The organism is Methylobacterium sp. WL64 (assembly GCF_008039945.1).
GTDB lineage: Bacteria > Pseudomonadota > Alphaproteobacteria > Rhizobiales > Beijerinckiaceae > Methylobacterium.
In genome coordinates this window covers 1-17,935 of sequence record NZ_VRVA01000042.1, presented here as the reverse complement: position 1 = coordinate 17,935, position 17,935 = coordinate 1, and the positions used below count along the sequence as shown (strand labels likewise).

Annotated in this window: 13 protein-coding genes; 5 read left to right on the top strand and 8 right to left on the bottom strand. The window is 71.0% G+C overall.

Features of this window, described 5'->3' with window-relative positions; all coding sequences use genetic code 11:
- Positions 1–536 precede the first annotated feature (536 nt).
- A complete protein-coding gene (locus tag FV242_RS36100; protein ID WP_147939851.1) occupies positions 537–5,795 on the top strand; it encodes an autotransporter domain-containing protein in 5,259 nt (1,752 codons plus the stop codon).
- A 174-nt stretch (positions 5,796–5,969) separates the two neighbouring features.
- Here FV242_RS36100 and FV242_RS17800 read toward each other — a convergent pair whose 3' ends face one another.
- The 4 genes from FV242_RS17800 to FV242_RS17785 all read right to left on the bottom strand — a co-directional run bounded on the left by FV242_RS17800 (position 5,970) and on the right by FV242_RS17785 (position 9,240).
- Positions 5,970–6,548 carry a GbsR/MarR family transcriptional regulator gene (locus FV242_RS17800; RefSeq protein ID WP_147856216.1) on the bottom strand — a complete coding sequence of 193 codons (579 nt, stop codon included), beginning with the start codon at positions 6,546–6,548 and terminating at the stop codon, positions 5,970–5,972.
- Positions 6,549–6,681: 133 nt separating this feature from the next.
- Positions 6,682–6,804: a DUF2474 domain-containing protein gene (locus tag FV242_RS17795; protein WP_147939850.1), complete on the bottom strand. Its 123-nt coding sequence runs from the start codon at positions 6,802–6,804 to the stop codon at positions 6,682–6,684.
- Positions 6,804–7,811: a cytochrome d ubiquinol oxidase subunit II gene (gene cydB / locus FV242_RS17790; RefSeq protein ID WP_147939849.1), complete on the bottom strand. Its 1,008-nt coding sequence runs from the start codon at positions 7,809–7,811 to the stop codon at positions 6,804–6,806. The genes FV242_RS17795 and cydB overlap by 1 nt, the downstream gene beginning before the upstream one ends.
- A 10-nt stretch (positions 7,812–7,821) precedes the next feature.
- Entirely contained in the window at positions 7,822–9,240 is a 1,419-nt protein-coding gene (locus tag FV242_RS17785) for a cytochrome ubiquinol oxidase subunit I (protein WP_147939848.1), read from the bottom strand.
- A 229-nt stretch (positions 9,241–9,469) separates the two neighbouring features.
- Here FV242_RS17785 and FV242_RS17780 point away from each other — a divergent pair, with 229 nt between their 5' ends.
- Positions 9,470–10,690 carry a pyridoxal phosphate-dependent aminotransferase gene (locus tag FV242_RS17780; protein WP_147939847.1) on the top strand — a complete coding sequence of 407 codons (1,221 nt, stop codon included), beginning with the start codon at positions 9,470–9,472 and terminating at the stop codon, positions 10,688–10,690.
- Positions 10,691–10,922: 232 nt separating this feature from the next.
- Here the strand turns inward: FV242_RS17780 and FV242_RS17775 are convergent, their stop codons facing one another.
- Complete coding sequence (locus tag FV242_RS17775) at positions 10,923–11,849, bottom strand: dihydrodipicolinate synthase family protein (RefSeq protein ID WP_147939846.1); 927 nt, start codon at positions 11,847–11,849, stop codon at positions 10,923–10,925.
- A gap of 657 nt (positions 11,850–12,506) precedes the next feature.
- Here FV242_RS17775 and FV242_RS17770 point away from each other — a divergent pair.
- From FV242_RS17770 to FV242_RS17760, 3 genes are all read left to right on the top strand, one after another.
- Entirely contained in the window at positions 12,507–13,283 is a 777-nt protein-coding gene (locus tag FV242_RS17770) for an amino acid ABC transporter substrate-binding protein (RefSeq protein WP_147939864.1), read from the top strand.
- A 398-nt stretch (positions 13,284–13,681) separates the two neighbouring features.
- Positions 13,682–14,362 carry an amino acid ABC transporter permease gene (locus tag FV242_RS17765; protein ID WP_147939845.1) on the top strand — a complete coding sequence of 227 codons (681 nt, stop codon included), beginning with the start codon at positions 13,682–13,684 and terminating at the stop codon, positions 14,360–14,362.
- On the top strand, positions 14,359–15,114 hold the full coding sequence (locus FV242_RS17760) for an amino acid ABC transporter ATP-binding protein (RefSeq protein ID WP_147939844.1): 756 nt from the start codon (positions 14,359–14,361) through the stop codon (positions 15,112–15,114). Before FV242_RS17765 ends, FV242_RS17760 begins: the two co-directional genes overlap by 4 nt.
- Positions 15,115–15,117: 3 nt before the next feature.
- On the opposite strand, the gene FV242_RS34635 is transcribed toward FV242_RS17760, so the two are convergent.
- From FV242_RS34635 to FV242_RS17750, 3 genes are read right to left on the bottom strand one after another with little or no spacing between them, the layout of a single operon-like run.
- Positions 15,118–15,288 carry a hypothetical protein gene (locus FV242_RS34635; RefSeq protein ID WP_187278470.1) on the bottom strand — a complete coding sequence of 57 codons (171 nt, stop codon included), beginning with the start codon at positions 15,286–15,288 and terminating at the stop codon, positions 15,118–15,120.
- Positions 15,285–15,776, bottom strand: coding sequence for a DUF2243 domain-containing protein (locus tag FV242_RS17755; RefSeq protein WP_147910405.1), 492 nt, complete (start codon positions 15,774–15,776; stop codon positions 15,285–15,287). Before FV242_RS17755 ends, FV242_RS34635 begins: the two co-directional genes overlap by 4 nt.
- Positions 15,773–17,839, bottom strand: coding sequence for an OPT family oligopeptide transporter (locus FV242_RS17750; RefSeq protein WP_147939843.1), 2,067 nt, complete (start codon positions 17,837–17,839; stop codon positions 15,773–15,775). Before FV242_RS17750 ends, FV242_RS17755 begins: the two co-directional genes overlap by 4 nt.
- Positions 17,840–17,935: the final 96 nt, after the last annotated feature.

The window sequence follows — 17,935 nt, the reverse complement described above, 5'->3', positions numbered from 1 at the left end:
GGGCGCTTCCGCGCTCCGGGCCTCACACCGCGACCGTGTTTCGTCATGCCGACGGCTGCCGGATCGTCGGAGCGGCCCCCTCGCGTTGTCCGCCGAGCGGTCCCGTGCCGCCGTCCAGCAGCGGGAGCCATCGGGTTGCCCCGGCACGCGCACATGCATCGCCCGCCCACCGGTGCGCCACGCCGTGGCATTCGGGTCACACGGCGCTCGAAAACCGCATCTGTTCAACGGACGGAAGCGCCCGGCGCGCCCCGCCATGCCCGCAGATACAAGCAATAAGCATGCCAATTTATAAATTTTGCCGGCGACACCATTCGCGACATACCAAATAAATTTCGACGATCATTCTGTATCAATACGGCAATTGATCACGCGTCGCACCTTTTTCGAAAACAACGCTCCACTTGCATCCGTTTTTTTCGAAACTAACTTGCGTGGATTCGCTCATTTTAACGCCTTAACTTTCGACAAAGACGATCTGCGGCGGAAAATAAGCGACGTTGTTTCCCTTTTGCACCGGACACTGAGCGGTCAAGATGCGTAGACACACGTACGTCGATAGCACTTCACGGAACGGATCTAAGTGTCGGCGCTTGATCGCGACTGCACTATACCGTTCAACCCTCGGTCTCACGGCCTTGGGTGCCTCGGTCTCGCACCATGCCCTCGCCCAGAGCTTGGCCAGCACCGACCCGGCGAGCTGGCGCACGACGGAGTACCGGGCGGATTGGGGCTTGGAGGCGATCCATGCGGCCGATGCCTACGCGGCGGGCTATACCGGCCTGGGCGTCACCGTCGGGGTGGTCGATTCAGGTATCTACAATGCACACCCTGAATTCGCGGATGGCCGGGTCAAACCTGTCACATTGACAGGAACATTCGGGTCGAGCGGCTTCTACCTCATGGATGTTTACGGGCGACCGCAAGCCAATTCACCATCGTGGAATACCTTTACGAAGGGGCAGCCTTACACCGTTCCGGGCACGTACAACCCCGTCTACAACGATCCGCATGGAACGCATGTGAGCGGCACGATCGCGGCTTCCCGCGACGGCGTTGGAATGCACGGCGTTGCGTTCGATGCCAAAGTTTATGTTGCTGACACAGCCACAATCGATTTCACAAGGCATGGCTTTAATATCGATTACAGTTATTTTAAAAACGCTTACGAATCTGTGGCACTTACGGGAGCCCGCGCTATAAATACATCCTGGGGCGACCCGCCTCTACAAGACAACTATAATACGACAGCCGGAATGATGCGTGCCTACGCGACGTTTGCAGGGGGGAAATCTCTCCTCGACGCAATGGACGAGGTTACGCAGAGATATAATGTTATACAAGTTGTGATCGCAGGAAATACATCCTTCACAAATTCTGATATTCGAGCCTCGTTACCCTACTTTAGGCCGGCGCTGGAAAGCCGCTGGTTAGCCGTTGGAGCGTTGCAGCAATCTGACAGAAATAAATATGATCCAAACAGTCTATCTATTGCTTGGTACTCAAACAAAGCCGGCGTCGATAAATATTGGTACGTTGTGGCGCCAGGAAGTGGGATAACTAGTGCGACACCTCCCTATACGCAGGGTGCCGCATGGAACCCCAGCCAATGGGGTGTCAATGCTCGGCACCAGACTGGCTATACGACGGTAAGCGGCACCTCGATGGCCGCGCCGCATGCCACCGGCGCGCTCGCGGTGATCATGCAGCGCTACCCGTACATGACCAACCAGCAGAACCGCGACGTCCTGCTCACCACCGCCTACCATCGCAATGCGGTCGACGGCGTCGCGGACGCCAACCCCAACGCTCCCAACGCGATCTGGGGCTGGGGCGTGATCGACCTGAACAAGGCCATGAAAGGACCTGGGCAGTTCCTCGGTCCCGTCGCTGCCAACCTTCCCACCGGCACCAGCGACACGTGGTCCAACGACATCTCCGAGGACGCGCTGATCCAGCGCAAGCAGGAGAACGACGCCGAGGCCGCGGCTTGGCCGGCGCGCAAGGCCGCCATGGATCCGAAGCTCACGCTTCCCGCCCTGCAGGCCTCCCTGCCGGAGACCTGGTCCGCCCTCGTCGGCGTCGTCGAGGCGTTCCGCAGCGGCAGTCTGCCGGCCATCCTCGACGCCCTCAAGGCGAGCGACGCGAGCCCCGTCGGCAGCAAAGTCGTGACCGCCTTCGTCGAGACGAACGGGATCGGCTGGGCCTGGCCGCTCTCCGATCCGAACTTAGCTTACGCGCGCGTCAACATCGGCAACCGCTTGGCCCGCTATATCGTGGGGCTGAGCCGCGCCGACTTCACCAAGGTCGCCGCCGGTATCGCCACAGATTGGCAGACCGAGGTCCAGGTTGAGACCACGCGAGTCGCCTCCTTCGCGTCGATCCCGACCCGCGGCAGCCTGATCAAGCGCGGCGGCGGCACGCTCACGCTCACCGGCACCAACACCTATTCCGGCGGCACCACCCTGGCCGGCGGCACGCTCTCGGTCGCCCGCGACGCCAGCCTCGGCGCCGCCGCCGCCCCGCTCAGCTTCGACGGCGGCGTCCTGCAGGTGACCGGCACCGGCTTCACCGCCACCTCACGCCCGATCACCTGGGCGAACGGCGGCGGCGGGCTCGACATCGCCGACCCGGCCAACACCTTCACCCTCACCCAATCGCTCACCGGAGCCGGCGGCCTGGCCAAGCTCGGCGCCGGAACCCTCGCGCTCTCGGGCACCAACACCTACGCGGGCGCCACCACCATCGCGGCCGGCACCCTCCTGGCCCGCGGCGGCCAGGCCATCGGCGACCGCAGCGCGGTGCTCATCGGCGCCGGCGCCACCCTGGCGCTCGCCGACGGCGAGACCGTCGGCTCGCTCGCCGGTCAGGGCCGCGTCGCGCTCGGATCCGCCCGCCTCACCGCCGGCGGCGACGGCTCCTCCACCACCTTCGCCGGGACCCTCGACGGCACCGGCGGACTGACCAAGGCCGGCGCCGGCACGCTCACCCTGGCGGGCGCCAACAGCTACACCGGCGGCACCACCATCGCGGCCGGGACCCTGCAGGTCGGCGCCGGCGGCACCACGGGCAGCCTCGTCGGCGACGTCGCCAACGCCGGCACCCTGGCGTTCGACCGCGCCGACGCCGTCACCTTCGCGGGCACCGTCTCGGGCACCGGCGACCTGGTCCAGCGCGGCGCGGGCACCCTCACGCTCACCGGGGCCCACAGCTTCACCGGCCTGACCACCGTGGCCGCCGGCGGGCTCAACCTCACCGCCAGCGCCAGCTTGGTCTCGCCGGTGGTCACCCTGGCCGGCACCACGCTCACCCATGCCGGCAGCCTCACGGGCGGCCTCACCAACGCCGGCTCCGCGCTCACCAGCGGCACGATCGCGGGCGGGATCACCAACACCGGCAGCCTCACCGCCACCGGGGGCACGCTCGACGGCGCCATCCGCAACGCCGGGCAGCTCGCCGTCACCGGGCCGGTCTCCTCGGATGCCGGCTTCGCCAACGCCGCCGGCGCCAGCCTGACCATCTCCGGCCGCTACGCCCTGGCCGGCGGCCTCGACAACGCCGGCACCGTCGCGATCGCCGACGGCGGCCGCCTCGTCGCCGGCCGCGTCGCCAATGCCGGCCTGCTCACCGTCGCGGCCCAGGCCAGCGTCGTCGACGACCTCCTCAACACCGGCCGCCTGGTCAACGCCGGCGCCTACACCGCCGACGCGGTCAACGCCCCGGGCGGCACCCTGATCAACACCGGCCGCTTCACCACCGTCTCGGCCCCGTTCGCCAACGCCGGCACCCTGGTCACCACCGGCAGCCTCACCGGCGGGCTCACCAACACCGGCGCCGTCCAGGCCGCCGGCGTGCTCGCCGGGCCGGTGAGCAACGCCCCCGGCGCGGTGATCGCGCTCACCGGCCCCACCACCGGCATCACCCGGCTCGCCAACGACGGCGCGTTCGACCTCGGCGGCACCGCCCTCACCGTCGGCTCGCTCGCCGGCACCACCGCCACCGCCACGCTCGGCAACGGCCGGCTCACCGTCGGCACCGACGGCAGCGCGTCCGACTATGCCGGGCAGATCGTCGACGGCGGCAGCCCGACCAGCCTGACCAAGGTCGGCGCCGGCACCCTGACGCTGTCCGGGCTCAACACCCTCTCGGGGCCGATCAGCGTGCTGGGCGGCGACCTCGCGGTCACCGGCGCCCTGCCCAACGCCGCGCTCACGGTCGGTTCGGGCAGCCGGCTCACCGGCGACGGCTGGTTCGGCAGCCTGAGCCTCGGCGCCGGCAGCCTCCTCAGCCCCGGTACCGGATCGAGCCCCCTCGGGCGCATCACCGTCGCCGGCAGCCTCACCCTGGCGCCCGGCTCGGTCTACCGGGTCGACGCCACCGCCGACGGCCGCGCCGACCGCGTCGCGGTCGGCGGCAGCGCCACGGTGGCGGGCGCCCGGGTCGAGGCGGTGGCCGGCGCCGGCGCTTGGGCCCCGCGCACCCGCTACACCATCCTGAGCGCCGCCGGCGGCGTCCAGGGCCGGTTCGCCGGGGTGTCGAGCAGCTTCGCGTTCCTGACCCCGTTCCTCGGCTACGAGCCGAACGCCGTGACCCTGACGCTCGCGCGCAACGACCTCGACTTCGCCGCGGTGGCGCACACCCGCAACCAGCGCGCGGCGGCCGCCGCCGTGCAGGCCGGGGCGGTGGGCTCGACCCTGTACGACGCGGTCGCGACCCTGTCGGCGCCCCAGGCCCGGGCGGCGTTCGCCGGGCTGGCGGGCGACGGCCATGCTGGGCTGGCCTCCACCGCCTTCGCGGTGGCCGGGCTCAGCCGCGAGGCGGTGTTCGACCGGCTGCGCTGGGGCGCCTCCGAGGCGCGCGATTACGGCGCCCTGCCGGCCGCCTACACCGCCGACCGGCCCGGGGAGCCGGTGGAGCCGGTGGCGGTCCCGGCGCGGGTGTTCGACCCGCGGGTCGTGAGCCTGTGGGGCCAGGGGCTGGGCAGCCTCGGCCACGTCCGGGCCGACGCCAACGCCGCCGCCCTGTCGCGCCGGAGCGCCGGCTTCGTGATGGGCGTGGACGCGCGCCTGGACGCGCTCGGCCTCGGCGGGCTGCGGCTCGGCGTGGTCGGCGGCCATGTCGAGACCGATCTCGCCAGCCCCGGCCAGGTCCAGACCGGGACGCTGGCGAGCACGTTCGGCGGCATCTACGGCAGCCTGGAGGCGGGTCCGGCGGTGGTGCGGTTCGGCGCGCTGGCGGCCGACGAGCCGGCGCGGCTGCGCCGGGTGGTGGCGTTCCCGGGCCTGACCGACACGCCGAGCGCGCGCACCGGCGGGCGCAGCGTCCAGGGTTTTGGCGAGGCCGGCTACCGGATGGCGCTCGGCGCCGGCACGGTGCTGGAGCCGTTCGTGGGCGCGGGCGCCGTGGCGCTGGGGCGCGACCGCTTCGCCGAGCAGGGCGGGGCGGCCGCGCTCATGGGCGCGGCCCGCGCCAGCCTGCTGCCGAGCGCGACCGCGGGGGTGCGCGCGGAAGGCCAGCTCGATCCGGAGGCGGCGCTGCCGGTGTCGGTGCACGCGCTCGCCGGCTACCGGCGCACCTTCGGCGACGTCGTGCCGAGCGCGGTGCTGGCGTTCCGGGGCACCGGCGCCCGGTTCGTGAGCGCGGGCCTGCCGATCGACCGCGACGCCCTGGTCGCCGAGGCCGGCCTGTCGGTGCTGCTCACCCCGGCGGCCTCGCTCGGCGTGTCCTACACCGGCCAGATCGGCGCCAGAGCCCAGGACCACGCCGCAAAGGGCGCCTTCACGGTCCGGTTCTGAACAGGCCTACGCGCGGCGGGGATCACGCGAGCGCGCGGCAGGCGGCAGCTCGCTATGCGGCGGTACAGCCCGCTCCCGAGGGATTGCGATACCGCTCCCGTATCGCCTGCCGTGCCCTCGCGGCGCACCGTTCGCCGAGCGCGGGACCCTTCAGGCTCCGCTCGGAACGCCCCCTCACTCCACCCGGCCGCCCCGCCCCCCGAGGCGGCCGGGGAGGCCGGTCAGGCGGTCCTTCATGGCCAGCACCTTCTGCACCTTGGCGCCGAGGGTGAGGAGTTGCACCAGGCGCTCGGTGTCGAGGCGGCGGACGTCGGCGTACCAGCCCGCGAAGAGCTCGAACAGGTCGTGCATCTCCCGGAGCCGGCCTTGCGCGTGGCGCTCGACCTCGGATTCGGCCTCCTGCATCAGAAGCTCGCGCAGCAGGGTCAGGGTCGGGTCGATCTCGCGCTTCTTGCGCTCCTCGACCAGGGTGCGGACGATCTGCCAGATGTCCTCCGGGGTGGCGAAATAGTCCCGCCGGTCGCCGGGCACGTGCAGCAGCCGTACCAGGTTCCAGGCCTGCAGCTCCTTGAGCCCCATGCTGACGTTGGAGCGGGAGACGCCCAGCCGCTCCACCATCTCGTCGGCGTTGAGCGGGCGCTCGGCCACGAACAGCAGGGCGTAGATCTGCCCCACGGTCCGGTTGATGCCCCAGCGAGACCCCATCTCGCCGAAATGCAGCACGAAGGTCTGGACCAGGGGAGGCAGGTGCACGGCGGCGATCCGTCGGACGGTGAGCCCCCAAAGCGGGCGGGGGTTCGAGGCGGGGGTTCGGAGCGCGCGCCGCCGACGTGGAGACCGGTTCGACGGAGGCGAGCGCGTTCGATGGAGGCGTGAGGCCGGCTTATCAGCTCTTGAGCCAGAACCGGAGGAGCGTCGCGACGGCCCCGAGGCCGAGGATGCTCCCGGCCCAGAGCGCGACGAACCAGGCGAGGCGCGTCCACAGGGGCGGCGGGGGCGCAGGCTCCATCAGTGATACCCGTGCGCGTCGACCTTGCCGCGGAACACCCAGTACGAATACGCGGTGTAGATCAGGATGATCGGGATCAGGACCGAGGCGCCGACCAGCATGAACATCTGGCTCGACGCGGGGGCGGCGGCCTGCCAGATCGTGATCCGGCCCGGCACCACGTCGGGGAAGATGCTGATCCCCAGCCCCAGGAACGAGAGGGCGAACAGGCCGAGCGCGATCAGGAACGGGGCCCGCTCGCCGCAGCCCCGCAGGGTCCGCCACAGGGCGACGGCGGCCAGCGCCACGAGCAGCGGCACCTGCGCGGTGACGAGCACGTTCGGCATCGCCAGCCAGCGCTCGAAGTAGCGGCCCTGCAGGAACGGCGTCGCGGCGCTGACCAGGGCGATCGCCGCCACCGTGGCGACGGTGAGGCGCAGGGCCAGGCGGCGGGCCTGGAGCTGGAGCAGCCCCTCCGTGCGCATCACCAGCCAGGTCGCCCCGAGGAGCGCGTACGCGATCACCAGGCTCGCGCCGACCAGCAGGCTGAACGGCGTCAGCCAGTCCCACCAGCCGCCGGCATAGGCCCGGCCCTCGACCGCGATGCCCTGCAGCAGCGCGCCGAGCGCGATCCCCTGGGCGAGCGCCGCCACCAGCGAGCCGCCCGTGAAGGCGACATCCCAGGCCGCCCGGTGGCCGGGATCGCGCCAGCGGAACTCAAACGCCACGCCCCGGAAGATCAGCCCGAGCAGCATGGCGATGATCGGCGCGTAGAGCGCCGGCAGGATCACCGCGTAGGCCAGCGGGAAGGCCGCGAACAGCCCGCCGCCGCCCAGCACCAGCCAGGTCTCGTTGCCGTCCCAGACCGGGGCGACCGAGTTCATCGCGGTGTCGCGCTCCGGCCCGGGCCGCAGGGCCGGGAACAGGATCCCGATGCCGAGATCGAAGCCGTCCATGACGATGTAGGCGAAGACCGCGAAGGCGATCACGAACGCCCAGATCACGGTGAGATCGACGCTGTAGACCATGGCTGGTGCCTCACGCGGCCGGCTGGAGGTGGCGGTCGGGATCGACCGCCGGGGCGGGGGTGATGCCCGCGGTGCGGATCGGCGTGCCGGGCTCGATTCCGGTCTCGCCGGCATGGGGCGGCTGGGCCATCAGGCGCAGGATGTACAGAACCCCCATGGCGAAGACGGAAAAATAGATCACCACGAAGGCGGTGAGCGAGGCGGCCACGGCCGGGCCGTGGAGCGGCGAGGCGGATTGGGCGGTCCGCAGCAGGCCGTAGACCGTGTAGGGCTGGCGCCCGACCTCGGTGGTGATCCAGCCGGCCAGCACCGCCACGAAGCCCGCCGGGCCCATGGCGAGCGCGAAGCGATGCAGCGGGCTCCACCGGTAGAGCGCCCCGCGCCAGCGCGCGAGCAGGCTCAGGGCCCCGAGAAGCAGCATCAGCATGCCGAGCCCGACCATGATGCGGAACGACCAGAACACGATCGGCACCGGCGGCCAGTCCGTCCGGGGCAGGCTGTCGAGGCCGGCCAGCGGCGCGTCCAGGCTGTGCTTGAGCACCAGCGAGGACAGCTTCGGGATCTCCACCGCGTAGCGGACCGTGCCGGCCTCCTGGTCGGGCAGGCCGAACAGCACCAGGGGCGCCCCGTCCGGATGGCTCTGGAAGTGGCCCTCCATGGCCATGACCTTGGCGGGCTGGTGCTCCAGCGTGTTGAGGCCGTGGGCGTCGCCGGCGAGGATCTGGGCCGGCGCCACCAGGGCGGCCATCCACATCGCCATCGAGAACATCGTCCGGGCCGCCGGGTTGGCCCGGTCGCGCAGCAGGTGCCAGGCGCCGACCGCGCCGACCACGAGCGCGGTGGTCAGGTAGGCCGCCAGCACCATGTGGACGAGCCGGTACGGGAAGGACGGGTTGAACACGATCGCCCACCAGTCCAGCGGCACGAACTGGCCCTCGGCGTTGGTGCCGTACCCCGCCGGCGTCTGCATCCACGAGTTCACCGACAGGATCCAGAACGCCGAGAAGAAGGTCCCGAACGCCACCATCAGGGTCGCGGCGAAGTGCAGGCGTGGGCCGACCTTGCGCATGCCGAACAGCATCACCCCCAGGAAGCCCGCCTCCAGGAAGAAGGCCGACAGCACCTCGTAGGCCATCATCGGGCCGAGCACCGGGCCGGTCTTGTCGGAGAAGACCGACCAGTTGGTGCCGAACTGGTAGGACATCACCAGGCCGGAGACGACGCCCATGGCGAACGCGATGGCGAAGATCTTCAGCCAGTACTTGAACAGGTCCATGAAGACCTGCCGGCCGGTGGCGAGCCACAGGCCCTCCAGCACGGCCAGAAAGCTCGCCAGCCCGATCGAGAAGGCCGGGAACACGATGTGGAACGCCACCGTGAAGCCGAACTGGATGCGGGCGAGAATCAGGGGATCGAGGGTGTCGAGCACGATGGGTCTCCCGGCTCGGGATCTGCGACTCGGCTTATAGCATTTTCAGAAATTTCTGAAATGTCGATCATGACAGGACAGCCATCGCGGCGACGCCGGGCCTGGACGCGCGCGCTCCGACGCGGCAGGCTCGGCGCGATTCCCCAAAACGGCCGGGCGCTTGCAAGTCGGGTGCCCACCCGCGCGCCGCGCTGCGCCGCTCCCCGGACACCAGGAGACCCCTCGCTCCATGCTCGAACCCGCTGCCGCCGCCCTCGACATGCCCCTCGACCTGTCCGCCGCGCTCTCGGAGCGCATCCGCGGCATCGGCACGAGCCAGATCGGCCTGGTGGCGGATCGCGGCCGGGACGACCCGGACGTGGTCAAGCTCTGGATCGGCGAGGGCGACCTGCCGACGCCGCCGTTCATCGTCGAGGCGGCGCACCGGGCGATGCAGGCCGGGCACACCCGCTACACCACCTCGCTCGGCCTGCCGGCCCTGCGGGCGGCGCTCGGCACCTACCACGCCCGGCACTGGGGGGTGGACGTCCCGGCGGACAGGTTCGCTGTCACGGCCGGCGGCATGAACGCGATCATGCAGGCCGCGCAGGCGCTGCTGGAGCCGGGCGACGAGATCATCATCCCTTCCCCGGCCTGGCCGAACCTCGCCGAGGCGGTCCGCATCACCGGCGGGGTGCCGGTGACGGTGCCCTACCGGATCCAGCCGGACGGGCGCTTCACGCTGCCGCTCGCCGACATCGTGGCGGCGCTGACGCCGCGCACCCGGGTGATCATGGTCAACTCGCCCTCGAACCCCACGGGCTGGACCATGCCGCTTTCGGAGATGACGGCGCTTCGCGACCTCGCCCGCGCGCGCGGCCTGTGGATCCTGTCGGACGAGGTCTACGCACACTTCACCTACGGCAACCAGATCGCGCCGTCCTTCCTGCAGATCTGCACGGAGGACGACCGGCTGATCGTGACCAACACCTTCTCGAAGAACTGGGCGATGACCGGCTGGCGCGCCGGCTGGGTGATCTTCCCCCGGGGCCTGGCGCCGACCTTCGCCAAGCTCGGCCAGTACAGCACCACCTCGATCCCGACCTTCATCCAGCACGCCTGCGTCGCGGCGCTCGACGAGGGCGACGGCTTCATCCGCACGATGGTCGACCGCTGCGCCGAGGCGAGGGGGATCCTGGTGGAGGGGCTGGCGCGCCTGCCCGGGGTCACGGTGGCGCCGCCGGAGGGCGCCTTCTACCTCATGCCCCGGATCGCCGGCGACGAGCCGAGCCTCGACCTGGCGTTCCGACTGCTGCGCGACGCCAAGGTCGGCGTCGCCCCGGGCACCGCCTTCGGCCCCGCGGGCGAGGGCCTGATCCGCATCTGCTTCGCCATCAGCCCGGACTTGGCGCGGGAGGCGGTGCGGCGGTTGTCGGGGGTGTTGGGACGGGGTTCGGCCTTAGGCGCCTGAACCACCGCATCCACCCTCCCCCCTCTGCGGGGGAGGGTGGCCCCTGCATCAGCAGGGGTCGGGAGAGGGGAACCCGGTGTCCGGAAGAGGCAGAGCGGGCGTGCGAGCCAGAGCTTTCTCCGGCCGCGTCGCTCCCCTCTCCCGACCCGCTTCGCGGGCCACCCTCCCCCGCAGAGGGGGGAGGGAAAGCCGCGCGTCCGTCGGACCGCGGCCCGCCGCTAGCAAATAACCCTCACCGCCCCCAGCGCAGCACCAGCGCATCGTTGCGCCGGGCCAATTCGATCAGCGCCGTGCGGGTATCCGGGTGGAGCGGCTGGAGCGGCAGGCGGGCGGTCTCGTGGGCGATGACGCCGCCCTCTGCCATCAGCGCCTTGCAGGCCAACAGGCCGCATTGCCGGTTCTCGTGGTTGATCAGCGGCAGCCAGCGCGCATAGGCGTCGAGCGCCTCGCTCCGGCGGCCGGCCGCGTAGGCGTCGGTGATCTGGCGGATGCCGTCCGGATAGGCGCCGCCGGTCATCGCCCCGGTGGCGCCGGCATCGAGGTCGGCCATCAGGGTGATCGCCTCCTCGCCGTCCCAGGGGCCGATTACCGCGTCGCCGCCCTGCGCGATCAGCTCGCGCAGCTTGCCGGCGGCTCCGGGGGTCTCGATCTTGAAGTAGGAGACGTGCTCGATCTCCCGGGCCATGCGGGCCAGGAACGCGGCCGAGAGCGGCGTGCCGGCCACCGGCGCGTCCTGGATCATGATCGGGATCGCGATCGCGTCCGAGACGCCGCGGAAGAAGTCGTAGACGCCGATGTCCGGCACCCGGATCGTGGCGCCGTGATAGGGCGGCATGACCATCACCATGGCGGCCCCCGCCTCTTGCGCCCGGCGCGAGCGCTCGGCGCAGACCTGGGTGGCGAAGTGCGTGGTCGTCACGATCACCGGCACCCGGCCGGCGACGTGGTCGAGCACCGCGTCCATCACGGTCTCGCGCTCGGCGTCGGTGAGGACGAACTGCTCGGAGAAGTTGGCCAGGATGCAGATCCCGTGGCTCCCGGCCTCGATCATGAAGTCGATCGCCCGGCGCTGTCCGTCGAGATCGAGGGCGCCCGCGGCGTCGAACACCGTGGGGGCGACCGGGAAGACGCCCCGGTAGGGCTGGGCAGGCGAGCTCATGCGCGATCCTCCGCCGAGGCGGCCCCCGGCTCACAGCGATAGACCATTGCGTGCCGCCACCGGGACGAGAGGCCAGCCCCGGATCGACACCACGCCGGCACTGTGCCGAAGGATCATCCAAGATCAACGCCCGTCCCGGCGCCGGCTCGACAAAAGCCGCGCTCTGTTTGCGATGTGCCCGGGCCGGCCGCGCAAGCCTTGGGCGACGGCGACAACCCGGTCCGGCCGCAAGAAATCTTATTCCCTACCCACAGCGCATGGGATTGATCATCACCCGGTCATGCGGGAGCCGCGCGGCGGGGTCCGGGATCCGAGAACATCAGTCGATCAAGGTCTTGCGCCGTCGAGGCCCCGTGTTCCCGCCGATCCGGGCCGTCCGGGGCGGCGCGCCCCCCGAAGAACCAAACACCTGGAACCGTGCGGCCCACTGGAAGACTCTGCTTTCAGGCGACGGAGCCGCCCCGACTCGGCGTAGGCGCCGCGCGCCCCGCTTGGTATAGGGCTCTCGGCCCGGCCCGGTCGGCGACGAAGCGGCGACGAGCCACCCCGGTTTTCCAATCCGCGTGTCGCGACAGAACCGTCCTGGACGATCTTGCCGGACGGGCGGCGGGGATCCGGGTCCGTGGTTTCAACGCTTTCGCTCTGGAGTTCGTCGTGATGCGTCTTGTCCCCGCCGCCCGCGCGGCCGTCTTCGCCGCGGCCGCCCTGCTCCTCGGCGTCTCCGCGCGGGCCGACGACCTCGACGCGATCCGAGCCGCCAAGACCCTGCGGATCGGCACCGAGGGGACCTACGCGCCGTTCTCCTTCCACGACGCCTCCGGGGCGCTGGCCGGGTTCGACGTGGAGATCGGCCGCAAGGTGGCGGACAAACTCGGCGTCGCGCCGCAATTCCTCGAAGGCAAGTGGGACGGCCTGATCGCCGGGCTCGACGCCAAGCGCTACGACGTGGTGATCAACCAGGTCGGCATCACCAAGGAGCGCCAGGCGAAGTTCGATTTCTCCGAGCCCTATATCCGCTCCCGGGCGGTGCTGATCACCCGCGCCGACACCGGCACGATCAAGGGGTTCGCCGACCTCAAGGGCAAGAAATCCGCCCAGAGCCTGAGCAGCAACTTCGCGCGGCTCGCCACCGAATCCGGGGCCGAATTGGTCGGCACCGACGGGTTCGACCAGTCGATCCAGCTGGTCATCACCGGCCGCGCCGACGCGACCATCAACGACAACCTGTCCTTCCTCGACTTCCACAAGCAGAAGCCGAACGCCCCCGTGAAGATCGTCGCCCAGAAGGACGACGCCGACGCGTCCGGCATCCTCCTGCGCAAGAACAACCCCGACCTGAAGGCCGCCCTCGACAAGGCGCTGGCCGAGATCAAGGCCGACGGCAGCTACGCGGCGATCGCGCAGAAATATTTCGGGGCGGACGTGTCTCGATAGGCGGGTCATCGCCTGAAGGGCGCGGCTGAACACGCGCCCTCACCGGGCTACGATGTTCGCACATCGCAATTCGGACCGTCGGCGGCGGGAAGAGAAGTCCCTTTCGAGGCAGACACGCCCCCTCTCTCCCCCCTTTGCGGGGGAGGGAGACGCGCCTGGGTCCAGCCGTCGCTTCATCCGGCTACGATGTCCGAACATCGTAGCCCGCACGGGAGAGCGGACCCGCGCCTTGTCCGGACAGGTGTGAGCCCGTCAGCCCCCGCCGGGCGGGTTCGGTCACCGAACCGTATTCCCCCGACAGGCGCGGGCGATCCGAAACCGACCCGAAAAATCCCCCGCGCGATCCGCGGCGCAAACCCGTATAGACCGTCGCCCGATCCCGCAGGAAACACCGTCCCGTGCCGCACTGGCTCGACCTCATGCTCCAGTCGCTCGGGCCGCTGCTCGGAGCCTGTCTCCGGTTCACCGTGCCGCTGACGCTCATCGCCTTCGGGCTCGGGCTGAGCCTCGGCCTGGCGGTGGCGCTCGCGCGCCTGTTCGGCCCGCGCCCGGTGGCGGCGCTCGCCTGGACCTATGTCTGGATCTTCCGGGGCACGCCGCTGCTGGTGCAGCTGTTCGTGATCTTCTACGGCCTGCCGAGCGCCGGCATCCTGATCGACGCCTTCCCGGCCGCGGTGATCGGCTTCACGCTCAACGTCGGCGCCTACGCGTCCGAGATCGTGCGCGCCGCCATCGCGTCGATCCCGAAGGGCCAGTGGGAGGCCGCCTACGCCACCGGGATGACCCCCGCCCAGGCCCTGCGCCGCACGATCCTGCCCCAGGCGGGGCGGGTGGCGGTGCCGTCCCTGTCCAACAGCTTCATCGCGCTCGTGAAGGACACCTCGCTCGCCGCCGCGATCACCGTGCCGGAGATGTTCCAGGCGGCCCAGCGCATCGTGGCGGTGACCTACGAGCCGCTGATCCTCTACGCCGAGGCGGCGCTGATCTACCTCGTGCTGTGCTCGGGCCTGTCCTGGCTGCAGGGCGGGCTGGAGCGGCGCCTCGGGCGCTACGGCGGCTACCTGGAGGCGCGCGCGTGATCGCCCTCCAGGCCATCGAGAAGCGCTTCGGCGACACCCCGATCCTGCGCGGCATCGACCTGACGGTCCCGGAGGGGAAGGTCACCGCGCTGATCGGCCCGTCGGGCTCGGGCAAGTCGACCCTGCTGCGCTGCGTGAACCTGCTCGAGATCCCGCAGGCCGGCACGCTGGTGCTCGGCGACCAGCGCCTCACCTTCCGGCCCGGCACGGCGCCGGCCCGGCGGGACCTGCTGGCGGTGCGGCGCCAGACCGGCATGGTGTTCCAGAACTTCCAGCTGTTTCCCCACCGCACGGTGATCGAGAACATCACCGAGGGGCTGATCACGGTCGGCAAATGGCCCCGGGCCGCGGCCCGGGTCCGGGCGCTGGAATTGCTGGCGCGGGTCGGCCTCGCCCACAAGGCCGAGGCGTGGCCGGCGAGCCTGTCGGGCGGCCAGCAGCAGCGGGTGGCGATCGCCCGGGCGCTCGCCCCCTCCCCGCGCCTGCTGCTGTGCGACGAGCCGACCTCCGCCCTCGATCCCGAACTCGCCGCCGAGGTGGTGGACGTGCTGGCCGGCCTCGCCCGCGAGGGCATGACCATGCTGATGGCGACCCACGACCTGCGCCTCGCCCGGCGGGTCGCCGACACGGTGGTGTTCCTCGACGGCGGCGCGCTGGTGGAGCAGGGACCGCCGGCCGAGCTGTTCGCCCGGCCCGCCGACCCGCGCACCCGCCGCTTCGTCCAGACCCTGCTCGGCGAGGCCGGCGCCTGAGGCTCAGCCGGACAGGCAGCGCAGGCTCAGCAGGTCGTCGAGGGTGAGTGCGGTGCCGAACACCAGCGGCCGCCAGGCCGGCATCGTCGCCAGGACCAGGCCGGCCCCGAGCACGAGCCAGGGAACCAGGGACGGCCGGGCCCGGGTCGTCAGAGCACTGCGCCGACGCCTCACGCCGCCCCCTCCCGGCGGCCCGCCCGGACCAGCAGCCAGCCGGCGACCAGCATGGCGACGCCCCAGACCAGGAACCCGACATCCCAGAAGATCCACTGGTCCCGGGGCATCGTCTCGTTGACGTGGTGGGCGCCGAGGATCTCGTGGTCGATCACGCCCTCGACGAGGTTGAACAGGCCCCAGCCGATCAGCAGCGAGCCGGCCAGCAACCTGTTCGACCAGGCCAGGTGCTCCCGGTGGGCGGCGCGCCACAGGATGAACAGCCCGAGCACCACGAACACGTAGGTGGCGCTGTGGAAGATCCCGTCCCAGCGGGTGTTGAGCTCGAGGTTCGGGATCGAATCGATCGGGTACCAGCTGCTCACCATGTGGTGCCATTGCAGGATCTGGTGCAGCACGATCCCGTCGAAGAAGCCGCCGAGCCCCAGCCCGAACAGGATCCCGGCGCTGAGCGGAAACGAGCGGATTTCGGATGCCGCCGCCGTCATGACACGGCCGAGGAGCGGGCGGCGGTCCCGGGCGCGTCGTCATCGGCCGTGGACACCAGCCGGAAATAGAGGCCCAGCCCCCCCAGGAACACCGCCAGCCCCAGCCAGGTCGCCGTGGCGGCGAAGCCCGGCCCCATGATCGCCAGCGCCGCGCTGTGCCCGGCGATGAGGTCGGCGCCGGCCAGCAGCACGCCGACGCAGCTTTCCCCGACCAGGAACCCCGAGGCCAGGAGCACGCCCCGGCGGCGGGCGGCGGCGAGCACGGTATCCCGCCGGTCGCCCCGGACCCGGCGGCGCAGGCGGCGCTCGGCGAGCCAGCCCAGGATGCCGCCGATGGCGATCGTCACCTCGACGGAGAGCGGCAGGTACATGCCGATCCCCACGGTGAGCGCCGGGAAGGTGAGGTTGCGGCGCTTCAGCCACGCCTCGGCCGCCACCAGGACGATGCCGAGCCCGGCGCCGATCAGCACCATGGTCCAGGGCAGCGCGCCGTGCGTGATGCCCTGCGCGATCTGGGTCATCAGGGCGGCCTGAGGCGCCGGCAGGGCGCTCGCCGGGTCGAGCCCCTCCCGCGAGGGTGCGCCGACGAAGCCGTAGGCCTGGTAGAGCAGCGACAGCAGCGGCGCGATCACCAGGGCGCCGACCCCGACGCCGATGACCAGCGCGACCTGCTGGTGCCACGGGGTGGCACCCACCACCTGTCCGGTCTTGAGGTCCTGCAGGTTGTCGTTGGCGATCGACGCGGTCGTCACGATGACGGCGGTGAGCAGCAGCGCCATGCCGGTGACGAACCGGTCGCCCTCGGGGCCGGTCGCGTGGCCCAGCAGCAGCGGCAGCAGCAGCGCGGTCGCCATGGTGGTGAGGATCCCGATCCCGGAGATCGGGCTCGACGAGGAGCCGAGCAGGCCCGCGAGGTAGCCGCAGGCGGCGGCCATGAGGAAGCCGAACAGCACCATGAACAGCGTCGCCGCGACCGCGAAGACGATCAGCGTGCCGCCCAGCCCGGCCGGCTGAGCGAAGTCGGCAAACAGCAGCGCCAGCGGCACGCACAGGGCCAGCGCCCCGCCCGCGACCCAGGTGATCGGCAGGTCCCGCTCCTCGCGCGGGTGGTCGGCGCCGAGGCCGCCGCCGGCCGACGACAGGGCCGTGCGGATGCTGGCCGCGATCGGGCGGGCGAGCGAGGCCACCGTCCACAGGCCGCCCACCGCGATGATCCCGGCCCCCATCAGGCGTACCTGCTCCGACCAGACCGCCTCGGCGGCCTGCCCGGCGGTCTTGCCCGGATCGGGCGAGAGCGCGGTCAGGATCGGGACGGCGATGCCCCAGGCGATCAGCACGCCGGTCAGCAGCGCGAGGCACGCCCCGATGCCCACGAGATAGCCGACGCCGACCAGCGCCAGGGAGAACCCGGTCCCGGTGCGGAAGGCGGCGCCCCCGAGGCTGATCGCGCCGGAGAGCCCCTCGCCCAGGAGCTTCAGCCCCGTGGTGGCGAGCCCGACGATTCCGGCCGCCCCGGCGGCGGCCAGCAGGTCGCGCAGGCCGTGGCCGCCCTCCTCCTCGTGGCCGGTCTTGAGCACCTCGGCTGCGGCGATGCCCTCCGGGTAGGGCAGGTCGCTGCCCGAGACCAGCGCCCGCCGCAACGGGATCGAGAACGCCACGCCGAGCAGGCCGCCCAGGGCGCAGACCGCCGTGGTCTGCCAGAACGGGAAGCCGTGCCAATGCCCGATCAGGACGAGACCCGGCAGGACCAGGATCACGTTGCACAGGGTGCCGGCCGCCGAGGCCTGGGTCTGGACGATGTTGTTCTCGAGGATGCCGGCGCCGCCCATCAGCCGGAACGCGCCCATCGACAGCATTGCGGCCGGGATCGAGGACGAGAACGTCATCCCGGTCTTCAACCCCATGTAGAGGTTGGCCGCCATGAAGACGATCGTGATGGCGGCCCCGAGCACGATGCCGCGCAGGGTCAACTCCGCCTGATGCGCCTGAGCGGTCGAGGTTTTCGGCCCGGTCTCGGTCTTTGGCGCGGTCTCGGGCGCCAGTCTAGGACTGGTGGCGTCCATTCTGCCCCCATGCTGTCGTCCCGCAAACCACCGCAGTCGCGAAAGCTATCCCGCCTGCGGCGTTGCGACGGGGTCGGGAGGGGAACGGGACGGGGA